Raw genomic sequence first — 12181 nt, forward strand, 5'->3', positions numbered from 1 at the left:
AAGGAAAATATTATATTAGTAGAAAATTGTAGAAATATAACGACATAGCGTGATAAATGGGGATATTTGGCGCTCAGAAATGAGGGGATCGAATGAAATTGAAGAAATTCATATCAAAAAGCGATCTATTGATTGAGAATACATTGGAAATGTATATTTTTTTTGATAATACAGGCAGAATTATCGAATGCAATATAAAGGCACTTAATGAGTTGGGATATGGTGAGGATATCTATCATGTTACTGTCGATCAGATTTTCAAGGAAATATTTGATTTTAACCAAGATGAAATGCTGATTAACACAAAAAGCTTAGATAAGACTTGTGAAACGGTTGCCTATCGTAAGAATCAAACCTGTTTTCCGGTAATATTAAGGGTTGCTATAAAAAGAGATAAGAAGTCATTTCTTGGGCTTTGTACTGCTATGAATATTCAAGAAAAGAAGGAAACCTTGCGTGAATTAGGACATGCACAGCAAGAACTCAAGGCTTTTCAGCAGAACCGAAATGATATGGTGGCAAATATAACCCATGAACTACGGACTCCGGTAAATGGAATTATGGGTCTGAGTAATAGCCTCCTTGAAATGGATTCAAAAGAAAAGCAAAAAGAAACGGTAAACTTAATTAGGGATTGTTGTAAAAATCTGAATAGAATTATTAATGATTTATTGGATTATTCGCAAATAATAAACAATAAATTAAGAATAAGAAAAAAAGAATTTGAGTTTCGTAAGTTCATTCATGATGTAATAGCTGTCAATCAATGTAAGATTGATGAAAAAGGACTTAAACTTTTAGTCAGTGTTTCATCAGATATCCCGGATCGATTGGTGGGAGATGAGTTACGTTTAGCACAGGTGTTGAATAATTTATTCTCGAATGCAATTAAGTTCACATCTGAAGGACAGATTGCATTGGAAGTAGTAAAACTAGCTCAATCGGAACATGATGTAGAGCTTTTTTTCATGGTGATTGATACGGGTATCGGGATTAGTGCGGAGGATAAGGATAGAATGTTTCAAAGCTTCATTCAGGGAGATGGTTCTATTTCCAGAAAATTTGGAGGTACTGGTCTGGGATTGTCTTTATGCAAGAGCCTGGTAGAAGCAATGCATGGAACGATGTCAGTAGATAGTGAAAAGAATAAAGGAAGTACATTTTCCTTCTCTGTTCATCTGGAGTTGCCGATTCATTCCAGAAATATTATAATGAGGGGGAAGCCAATACCTATTCAGAATAAGACCGATGATCAGATGGATATGAAGGACATATCCACCTCAAAGATTGTGACTGAAAAAGAACCTTCGCAATACATAGACAACAGAGCAATTGAATCAACGGAAGAATACGTGAAAAATCTGGATGATACCATGGACAAAATTTCGATTTGCCTGGAACTGGGATCATGGGATAAAGCAGAGAAGCTCGCGTATTTTATTAAAGGACAAATACCCACGGAGATGGAAGTACTTAAGAAGAGTGTGTTTCGCCTGTTATTGGCTATCAGAAAAGAAAGCTATGCTGAGGTTAAAATGATACTAACCGATATTAAGGCTGCCATGAATGGAGTGATGAAGTGAATAGTCCGACTTATGCAATGCCGAACATATTAATAGTTGATGATGTGAATGCAAATCTTGTGTTGCTTACAGAGATTGTACGTAATGCAGGATACACGGCACGCCCTGTGATCAATGCAAAGCAGGCGGTTCGTGCGATTGAGGCGTTGCCACCCAGCCTGATAATATTGGATATATCGATGCCTGAAATTGATGGCTTCATGTTTTGCTCCATGCTTAAGAAAAATGCGAACACCAGAGATATTCCGGTTATATTCGTATCCGCTATGAGTTCAGAGGAAGATAAATTAAAGGGATTAAGAATCGGTGCGGTTGATTATATTACAAAACCATTTCATCCGGAAGAAGTAAAGCTTCGTATCAATAATCATTTACGATTGTATAAAATGCAGCAGGATTTGGAAGCCTATAATAAAAAACTCCATAAAATTATTAATGAGCAGCTTCAGAAGATCTATGATGGAAATAAAAAGTTAATTAATGCAATGGTTAAGCTTTCAACCGAGGGAGATCCATACGAGTTAAGGCATTTGGATCATATCTCGATAAATTGCCGTCTTCTCAGTATCAGCTTACAGCTATCACCTATCTTTTATGAACAAATAACCAATAATTTTATTGAAGCCATTGAAGTGGCTTCCAAGCTCTATAGGATGGAGCAGAAGATTACGGACGGTCCTAGTATATTAGAGGTGATCTATGGAGAAAATCCACAAAATGAATATTTGAAAATGGCCATTGAGATTGTAAAATACCAAAAGGAATCTTGGGATGGCAATGGTTACCCTCAGGGGGTCAGTGGGGACGATATCCCATTGAGTGCCCGAATTGTATCCGTTATTGCGGAATATGAAAATCTGGCATATCCAAATGATAAGGACCACCAGTATTCCCACGAAGAAAGTATTCGTATGATACAGGATAAATCCGGTATTATTTATGATCCCAATATTATAGATATTTTACTAAAAATACAAAACCAATTAAAAGAAAGCCATAGTACAGAATAAAGAATGTTTTACCTTGACTATTCCTTCAAGAAGCATTATGGTTATAATTGATAATAATTTTGATTGAACTCGAATGCAATACATACCAATCAGAATACAATACATATTGTTTACTGGCGAAGGAAAGACGAGGATTATATAGATGAGCGAAATAGGAGATAGCTATATCGATTTTTATAAATCGAATAATAAGCGAAGGAAAAAGAGACGAGTTATCCGCTTATTATTTATTTCTTTATTAATTGGTGGGATGGCCGGTACTGGCTTTCATATAATAAATAAAAATAGGGATTGGTTATATAGAGAACATACCAATGAGCAACAGACTGAAATTGTGCTGGAGCAGCAGGATAACGATACCAATCCTGAACCTGTGGAAATAGTGAACCAATTGCCTATTCCGACTTCGGCTCCAAGTGTTATACCGACACCAGTCATTACACCAAAGGAGCAAAATGAGGCTGTGGAAACAGCGGGTAAGCGAAACGTCCTAACACGCATTCCGGTAAAGGTTAAAGGAATCTATGTTACCGCTCCGGTGGCTGGGATGAGCTTACGTGATCAATTAATTGAGCTGGCAGATACAACTGAAATTAATGCGATGGTGATTGATATTAAGGATGACTACGGTAAAATATCCTATGCCATGAACAGTCCCATGGCAAAGGAAATCGGAGCATTAACGAACACCATACCGGATATGGAGCAGTTGGTAGCTTTGCTTAAGGAAAAGAATATATATCTTATTGCAAGAATTGTTGCTTTTAAGGATCCCTATTTAGCTGAGAGCAGGCAGGAGCTGGCTATAAAAAACGTAGATGGAACACTATATCGGGATAAGAATGGAGATGGTTGGCTAAATCCATACAATCGAGAGGTGTGGGATTATCTGTTGGAGCTCGCTACACAGGCAGCAACTATTGGATTTGATGAGATCCAGTTCGATTATATTCGATTTTCTACGGATGAGGGAATTTCCGAAGCGGATTTTGGAAATGAAGCAGATACCGTAAGTAGGGAAGAGATTATCCTTGAGTTTACGAAATATGCATATGAGAAAATAAAGCCACTGGATGTATTTGTATCGGCTGATGTCTATGGAACGATTATAAGCAGTAAAATCGATGCATCCTTAGTAGGACAGAACTATGTAGAAATGGCAAAATATCTTGATTATATCTGTCCGATGATATATCCCTCTCACTTTGGTGAAGGGAATTACGGAATTGATTATCCGGACCTTGAGCCATATAACATCATACGTAAGGTATTGGTTGCATCGAAAACAAAGCTTGACGAAATACCGGAGGGGGAACATCGTGCAGTAGTACGACCATGGTTACAGGATTTTACCGCATCCTGGATAAAGCAGCATTTGAAATATGGAAAGGATGAGGTTCGAGCACAAATAGATGGAGTATACGATGCAGGCTACGAGGAGTGGTTATTATGGAATCCAACCTGTGTATATTCCGAGGAAGGTTTGATGGAAGAGTAATGATTGACCTGTCTTTCCTATGAATATATTAGCAGTGAGAATAATATACATCTAGTATAAATGATCTGGAGGTGTCCAATGGAAAAGGCATTCCGTCAAAATACAAAGATGTTTGCATTACTTAAGGGGTTACTATTCTCTTATATTATTACAGCATTTATTTTATTACTTCTCTCCTTTCTCATGCTTAAGCTGGACTTGTCAAGCACAGTGATCAGTGGAGGAATCATTTTTACTTATATTGTTTCCTCGTTTATAGGAGGATTTATTGTTGGTAAGAAAGTTGAGCAGAGGAAGTTTATCTGGGGGTTGTTCATGGGGATCGCATACTTTATCATAATTATGCTGGTATCATTGATGATGAATCGTGTGAGCCCGTTACCCCTGGGTAGTCTGTTAACAACATTCATTATATGTGGCATGAGTGGAATGCTGGGCGGAATGATTAGCTAATGAAATATAATAGTGCAACATAGGGCTGGAAATCCGATCGGATATCCAGCCTTATGTGTACAATAGTTATGTTATAGTCTGCGTTCCACAAAAAGATTGTAATTTGACAATGAATTGATTATACTATATATGAAATTTAGGAAACATAGTGTACAAGCTGATTAAGAATAGGAATTTACCCAGTATGATACAGTAAGCTATGTTTATTAATTACGAAAGCGAGGAACATTTCATGAAGACCTATCTTGTTACCGGAGGCGCCGGCTTCATCGGATCTAATTTTGTATTATATTTACTGGATAAATATAAAGATGATATTCAAGTGATCAATGTGGATGCATTAACCTATGCAGGAAATCTTGAGAATCTGAAATCAGTTGAGAAAAAAAGCAACTATAAATTTTTAAAGATAGATATCTGTGATAAGAATGCAGTTCTTGATATATTTAATACGTATGATATTGACAGAGTAATTCATTTTGCGGCGGAGAGCCATGTGGATCGCAGTATCCGTAATCCGGAGATATTTGTGAATACCAATGTACTTGGGACGTTGAACTTATTAAATGCAGCCAAGCTCTCATGGGAAACAGAGAACGGTTATAAACCTGGGAAAAAATATCTTCAGGTCTCTACGGATGAGGTATATGGTTCTCTGGAAGGAGAAGAGGGTTTCTTCTATGAAACCACTCCTTTAGATCCCCATAGCCCTTATTCAGCGAGTAAAGCTTCTGCAGACCTCCTGGTAAAATCCTATATTGACACCTTTCAATTCCCTGCTAATATTACGAGATGCAGTAATAATTACGGACCCTATCAGTTCCCTGAAAAGCTGATACCGCTGATGATAAATAACGCCCTATCCGGTAAGAAACTGCCAGTATATGGTTCTGGTAAAAACGTAAGAGACTGGCTCTATGTGCTTGATCACTGTAAAGCAATTGATTTGGTGGCAGAACAGGGTACGGTTGGGGAAGTGTATAATGTTGGTGGCCATAATGAAAAGAGAAATATTGAGATTGTCACAATTATTCTGGATACTTTACTTGAGGTACTCCCCCAGAATGATGAACGAAGAAAGAATATTAGTCATGATCTAATCACCTATGTAGAGGATCGTAAAGGACATGACTTCCGATATGCAATCGCTCCTGATAAAATTAAGGCTGAGTTGGGCTGGGAGCCGGAGACTCCGTTCCATGAAGGAATAAAGCTGACGATAGCATGGTATCTTCAGAATTTAGAGTGGATGGAGCACATCACAAAGGGAGATTATCAGAAGTACTATAGCGATATGTACCATGTGTAAGACAAGCTGTCGAAATACTTGATTAGGAAAAATTCGTTTACTTATATTAGATGTTGATTAAGGTGTCAAAAGTCTGATTTGTGGTTTTACTAGAAGTCAGAATAGGCTCACTTTCAGAAAGGCTTGGTGTTTCATGAGATATGAGGAGTTTACTATAGAAGGCCGTAATGCAGTGATGGAGGCATTTCGTTCAGGTAAGACCATCGATCGGCTTTTTGTTCTGGACGGTTGCCAGGATGGCCCTGTAAAATCCATCATAAGGGAAGCAAAAAAGACGGACTGTATTATAAGCTTTGTGAAGAAGGAAAGACTGGATCAGATGTCGGAAACTGAGAAGCATCAGGGAGTTATCGCATATGCAGCAGCATATGAATATGCAGAGGTAGAGGATATTCTCAATGCGGCAAGAGAAAAAGAAGAACCACCATTTATTGTTTTACTGGATAGTATAGAGGATCCTCACAACCTTGGAGCAATCATCAGAACAGCACATCAGGCAGGAGCTCATGGAGTCATTATTCCGAAGAGAAGGGCTGCCGGATTGACTGCGACGGTTGCAAGAACATCGGCAGGAGCTCTTAACTACATTCCTGTGGCGAAAGTAACCAATTTAGCAGTAACAATTGAAGAGCTTAAGGAGAAGGGCTTGTGGTTCGTCTGTGCAGATATGGACGGTGAATTGATGTATAAGCTCAACCTCACTGGACCCATTGGACTGGTAATTGGTAGTGAAGGGGAAGGTGTAGGCCGTTTAGTAAAAGAAAAATGTGATTTTACGGCGAAGATCCCGATGTTTGGCAAAGTGGATTCCTTAAACGCTTCTGTAGCAATGGGAGTTATGGCATATGAAATCGTTAGGCAAAGAATGAAATAAACACATGAATTTGATGGAGTTATTTAATACCGATCATACTCTGAAGATAATACTTGTGTATGGAGGGAGGTTGTCAGAATGAACGCTGCAGTGGAATATGATAAGCTTTCAGATGAAGAAATAATAGATAGAGTTCAAAGTGGCGAAAAGTCTGCAATCGACTATCTGCTGGAAAAATACAAGTATCTTGTACGAAGTAAGGCGAAAGCGTTATTCCTGATCGGTGGCGATCGGGATGATTTAATACAGGAGGGGATGATCGGACTTTATAAGGCAATAAGAGATTATCAGCCGGACAAGGATAACTCCTTTTTCAGCTTTGCAGATTTATGTATCTCAAGGCAAATATACAGTGCGATCAAAGCTTCAAATACTAAGAAAAATATTCCTCTGAATACATATATTTCTCTTTATACTCCAGCATATGGCGAGAATAATGAAGCAGAGGAAAAAGAAACATTGGTTGACATAATTCACCAGAAATATCTATCAAATCCTGAGGAATTAGTTATTGACAAAGAGAATACCAGTATGATAGAATATGAACTTGTAAGGCGTCTGAGCAACCTTGAGAAACAGGTTTTGAGTTTGTATATGCAGGATTTAAAGTACACACAGATTGCCGATGCATTGGGGAAGGAACCCAAGACAATTGATAATGCATTGACAAGAATTAAGAAAAAGCTCAATCAGGTGCTAAAGGAAATATAGTAATGATTCAATGATACCAAAAGTATAATCTGGTTATTGTATCTGCTGTTGTAGCTCAGTGGTAGAGCACTTCATTGGTAATGAAGAGGTCGGGGGTCCGACTCCCCTCAACAGCTTGTCCGGTTAATATATATGTTATTGTTAAATAAGGAATGCATATAATAGAATACGGATATATCGAGGTGTGGCTCAGCTTGGCTAGAGCGCTACGTTAGGGACGTAGAGGCCGCAGGTTCAAATCCTGTCACCTCGATTTTTTTATGCAATTTTATGTAAGAAGCAACTATATTGAATGCATACGATATATGATAAAAAGAGGCCGTAACCACTTGGAGGATACCAAGCGGTTACGGCCTTAAATATTGTATTGAGTAAATTAAATGGTAAATTTCTTAATGGATTCTTCCAGTCGTTTTGCATCATTTGCTAATTCTTGCGCTGCGACTTTCAAACGTTCTACTGACTCAATCTGATTGATAGCAGTAGTGTTAACTTCTTCGGATGCAGCCGCAGTTTCCTCTGATACCGCTGAAATACTTTGAATGGCATCCATCGTATCAACTTTAGCAGCATCAATTTTCTGAATGCCTTCCGAGATGTTATTCAAATTATTAACTAAATCATTGACATGGCGATTGATGTTATCAAATACCTGAACGGTTTTACCTAAGGATTCAGATTGTGATTCCACAATACTTTCTGCTTGTTTTGCAGTTACAACGGTGTCCTGCGTCTTTTTCTGAATTTGTGTTACTATTTTTTGAATCTGGTTTGCTGCCTGAACAGACTGATCTGCCAATTTTCTGATTTCGTTTGCTACAACTGCAAATCCTCGTCCAGCTTCTCCGGCTCTTGCTGCTTCAATGGAAGCATTGAGAGAAAGAAGATTGGTTTGTTCTGCAATTTCATTGATTATATCAACAAAGCTAACGATGTTGCGGGATTGGTCTTCAAACTCCTGTATTTTAGCGATTACATTCTGAGTGATGTCTGTAGTTGCCTTCGCCTTCTCGGACAGTTCGTCTATAATTACGATACCTTCACCGGCAATCATCTTTGTATTATCAGCAATTTTCTCGATTTCCTGTGTGTTATTATGTACCTGATTGATCTGATCAGATAGACCTGCCATTTGCATCAGGCAGTGCTCTGTATCATTTGCCTGTTGAACAATACCCTGTTCGATATCCTCAATTGTCTTAGAGATATCCTTTGTTGCTTCGAGAAGCTTAACGGAAGTACCGGATACACCGTCTGCTGAATTACTTACCTTACTACTAACAGCTTGTACATCTCCAATTAGACTACGCATATCTCGGAGCATATTACCAATACCAGTGGAAAGATGCAAGAATTCATCCTTTCTCTTGGTCTCAAAGCTGGTAGTCAGATCACCAGTTGCTGCCTGTGTGATCTTCTTGCTTAAGAAACTGATGGCGGAATTGACACCACCGGCAATGATGATAACAATCAGTATAGCAAGAACACAGGATACGGAAACAAATGCAATATTCAGAGCTTTAATTCCGGATACCTGTTCAAGTATATCAGACTTCGGTATCATTGCACATACCATGGCATCAACATCACTAATCTTACTATATATAAATAAGTATTCTTTTCCTTTGTATTTCTGGTAGGAATGATTGTACTGCACATCGGAATTAACGGCATCTTCATAATACGTCTGTTGTAAAAATACACTTTCTTCATCCGTACCTGATAGAATCTCTCTTCCGTCCTTTGTAATAAATGCAACGATACTGTTTTCGCCAAGCTCATATTTTGCAAACATGTCCATGATTTTCTGCTTGGATACGTCAATAATGATAAAGCCTTTTCGTGAATTCATCGGTGTAATCAGGGACAGAGCATAGTCATTAATACTATATTTAACGTCCGAATATGAGATGGATGAATCAAACTGTTCGTGATTACCGACCCACAAATACTTCACTGACCTGCTTTCAAACTGCTTTCCGAGCGCTGATTCCATAAATTCGTTATATCTGCTGTCCTGTGTTGCTGCCTGAGTAGAGATTGTCTCCCCGTCTTTACCCATTAAGAATACAGCAGAAATAAAGGAATTTGTTTTTTTGATTAACTGTACATCACTTTCCACGGCAAATCGTGCAGTGATAAAGTTTGATTCTGATTCCCCTTCTTGTCTGTTATAATAGCCGTTAATGTTCGAGTTCAGAAGCATTTCTGCTGACTTTTCTTTAATAATATTAAAGCCAAAGCCTAAGAAATCGCTTACTGCTACTAAGGTGTCCTGTGCACTATCCTCATAATTCGAGATGATAGCCTCCTCTGACTTGTTGTAGGATACTGTGCCATATACAGCTAATAGAATAATTGGAATAAGTAATCCGATGAATAATTTCAATCGGATACTTCTTAATAGATTTAAAATATTGATTCCCTTTAGATTAAAGGGTATTTTAAATCTTGCTGACTTGTTATCTCCTCGCTTTACTTTTTTTGTCATACTATAACTCCCCCTATGAAATTATTGGCTACTGATGTAATAGTAACCAACCTTATTATAACATATTGATACTTTAAATTCTATAATATTTAATAAAATGACTAAAATATTTGCCGAAATACTTACTACCTTTAAACATCCTATACAAATGAATTTGAATTTTGTTGCTATATCGTACCTATTTAATTGATATAAGGCATCGCTTCATACATCTAGTCTATAAAAAGGAGGTATTGTATTAAAATTATTGTTAATAATGGTGGAGAAAAATAAATTGACAAAGAATTCATCTTAATGTATACTATCACCAAAATCTATATCGATTTTATAGGAATTAAAAAGGAGGAAAAATTATGAGAACATCTCGAGGTATGATGTGCTATAATATGTGTGGCATGTGTAACATGTCTGGGATGCATATTTACAGGATAAGTGAATGTGATGTTTTCGTAATGCCAAAAAAGAGGTAACTTCTTTTTCAGGATATAAAGAATGCATAACAGGATGCTTATCTATAGAAGCTATCCTGTTTTTTTATTCTTTATTTTGGAGGTGGCAAGAATGAGCAATAAAACACCAATCGTAGAGTTGGTTGGAATCGGAAAGACCTTTCGTACAAAAGATCATGAGGTGAAAGCGCTGGAAGATATTAATCTAACCATATACGAGGGAGAGATTTTTGGAATTATTGGACTCAGTGGTGCCGGTAAAAGTACTTTGGTTCGATGTATTAATTTTTTAGAAAGACCTACTGAGGGTTCGGTATATTTTCATGGTGTTGATTTAGCAAAATTAAATGATAAGGAGCTTTTGAGGGAACGACAATCCATGGGGATGATCTTTCAGCAGTTTAATCTGCTGATGCAAAGAAATTCTTTGGACAATATATGTTTTCCCCTGGAAATCGCTGGAGTACCGAAGAAGCAGGCTAGAAAACGGGCAAAGGAATTACTTGAGGTAGTAGGGCTTTCTGATAAGGCAAAGGCCTTTCCGGCTCAGTTATCAGGAGGACAGAAGCAGAGAATAGCGATTGCCAGAGCTTTGGCGACCAATCCGAAAGTTATATTATGTGATGAAGCAACTAGTGCCTTGGATCCTACAACTACCCGTTCTATATTAAACCTGTTGAAGGATATTAATAAGAAATTCGGTATTACCGTTATTGTTATTACTCATGAAATGAGTGTCATCGAGGAGATATGTAACAGAGTCGCAATTATCGATCAGAGTCATATCGCAGAAATAGGAGAAGTGGAAGAGGTATTTGTCAGACCACAATCAAAGATTGCAAAGCAGCTGGTATTCTCTGGCGAGACACATATTGATACCTTTGAGGGAGAACACAAATGTAGAATTATCTTCGACGGAAGAACATCCTTCGAACCGGTAATAGCGAATATGGTACTGGAATGCAAGACACCTGTGAATATCATGTTCGCCGATACAAAGGATATTGACGGAAAAGCATTTGGCCAGATGGTAATTCAGCTTCCCAATGATGAGATAGGAAGAAAGAGAATTATGAATTATCTGAAGGTAAATCAGATAACCTATGAGGAGGTGGAGTAAGTATGTGGAGTGAAGCGGTTATTAAAATGATCGGAGTGGGTATATTAGAGACTCTGTATATGACCCTATTCTCGTCTCTGATTGCTTATTTGATTGGTCTTCCGATAGGAATTGTACTGGTTGTTACCGATAAGGATGGAATAGCTCCTCTTGTAATCCTGAACAAGATACTGGGGGTAATTGTTAACCTGGTTCGATCCGTTCCGTTTGTGATATTGCTCATTACGGTAATGCCCTTTACAAGATTTCTGATTGGTACAACGATAGGTTCAACAGCGGTTGTAGTGCCATTGATTATTGCTTCGGCCCCTTATATTGCTCGATTAGTAGAGTCCTCACTGAAGGAAGTCGATAAGGGTGTAATTGAAGCGGCACAGAGTATGGGAGCAAGTCCGATACAGATTATATTTAAAGTACTGATTCCAGAGGCGAAGCCATCCTTAATTATAGGAGGAGCTATTGCTGTAACAACGATACTTAGCTATTCAGCTATGTCCGGTTTTGTTGGTGGTGGCGGCTTAGGAGATATAGCAATCCGTTATGGATATTATCGCTATGAGACAGAGATTATGCTGGTCACCGTAGTAATTCTGGTTTTAATTGTGCAGGTCATTCAGGAGCTTGGAAGCATGTGGATGAAACGTACAGATAAACGCATATAGAAAATAGTGAAAAGGGAGGAA

10 protein-coding genes and 2 tRNA genes are annotated in these 12181 nt (G+C 38.0%); 11 read left to right on the forward strand and 1 reads right to left on the reverse strand.

All coding sequences use genetic code 11. From position 1 onward, the window contains the following. Positions 1–92: 92 nt before the first annotated feature. The 9 genes from H0486_RS04005 (at position 93) to H0486_RS04045 (ending at position 7691) form a co-directional block, all read left to right on the forward strand. A complete protein-coding gene (locus tag H0486_RS04005) occupies positions 93–1583 on the forward strand; it encodes a PAS domain-containing sensor histidine kinase (protein ID WP_228351763.1) in 1491 nt (496 codons plus the stop codon). After that, positions 1580–2593, forward strand: a complete 1014-nt coding sequence (locus H0486_RS04010) for a response regulator (protein WP_228351764.1) — start codon at positions 1580–1582, stop codon at positions 2591–2593. Before H0486_RS04005 ends, H0486_RS04010 begins: the two co-directional genes overlap by 4 nt. Positions 2594–2735: 142 nt before the next feature. Then, a complete protein-coding gene (locus tag H0486_RS04015; protein WP_228351765.1) occupies positions 2736–4091 on the forward strand; it encodes a putative glycoside hydrolase in 1356 nt (451 codons plus the stop codon). A gap of 78 nt (positions 4092–4169) precedes the next feature. After that, complete coding sequence (locus H0486_RS04020) at positions 4170–4544, forward strand: TIGR04086 family membrane protein (RefSeq protein ID WP_228351766.1); 375 nt, start codon at positions 4170–4172, stop codon at positions 4542–4544. A gap of 232 nt (positions 4545–4776) precedes the next feature. After that, the gene (rfbB, locus tag H0486_RS04025) at positions 4777–5853 is read left to right on the forward strand and encodes a dTDP-glucose 4,6-dehydratase (RefSeq protein WP_228351767.1); all 1077 of its coding nucleotides are present in this window, start codon (positions 4777–4779) and stop codon (positions 5851–5853) included. 133 nt (positions 5854–5986) lie between these two features. Beyond that, positions 5987–6727 carry a 23S rRNA (guanosine(2251)-2'-O)-methyltransferase RlmB gene (gene rlmB, locus H0486_RS04030; protein WP_228351768.1) on the forward strand — a complete coding sequence of 247 codons (741 nt, stop codon included), beginning with the start codon at positions 5987–5989 and terminating at the stop codon, positions 6725–6727. 78 nt (positions 6728–6805) lie between these two features. Continuing rightward, positions 6806–7438, forward strand: a complete 633-nt coding sequence (gene sigH, locus H0486_RS04035) for an RNA polymerase sporulation sigma factor SigH (protein ID WP_228351769.1) — start codon at positions 6806–6808, stop codon at positions 7436–7438. Positions 7439–7482: 44 nt separating this feature from the next. Continuing rightward, positions 7483–7554 (forward strand) — tRNA-Thr (locus H0486_RS04040). A gap of 62 nt (positions 7555–7616) precedes the next feature. Further along, positions 7617–7691 (forward strand) — tRNA-Pro (locus H0486_RS04045). A 123-nt stretch (positions 7692–7814) separates the two neighbouring features. On the opposite strand, the gene H0486_RS04050 is transcribed toward H0486_RS04045, so the two are convergent. Next, positions 7815–9929, reverse strand: a complete 2115-nt coding sequence (locus tag H0486_RS04050) for a methyl-accepting chemotaxis protein (protein ID WP_228351770.1) — start codon at positions 9927–9929, stop codon at positions 7815–7817. A 561-nt stretch (positions 9930–10490) separates the two neighbouring features. Here H0486_RS04050 and H0486_RS04055 point away from each other — a divergent pair. Together H0486_RS04055 and H0486_RS04060 are read left to right on the forward strand one after the other, a co-directional pair. Next, positions 10491–11498 (forward strand): methionine ABC transporter ATP-binding protein, encoded by a 1008-nt coding sequence (locus tag H0486_RS04055; protein ID WP_228351771.1) that lies wholly within the window; start codon positions 10491–10493, stop codon positions 11496–11498. Positions 11499–11500: 2 nt separating this feature from the next. After that, on the forward strand, positions 11501–12160 hold the full coding sequence (locus H0486_RS04060; RefSeq protein WP_228351772.1) for a methionine ABC transporter permease: 660 nt from the start codon (positions 11501–11503) through the stop codon (positions 12158–12160). The last annotated feature ends 21 nt before the right edge of the window (positions 12161–12181 follow it).

The organism is Variimorphobacter saccharofermentans (genome assembly GCF_014174405.1).
GTDB lineage: Bacteria > Bacillota > Clostridia > Lachnospirales > Lachnospiraceae > Mobilitalea > Mobilitalea saccharofermentans.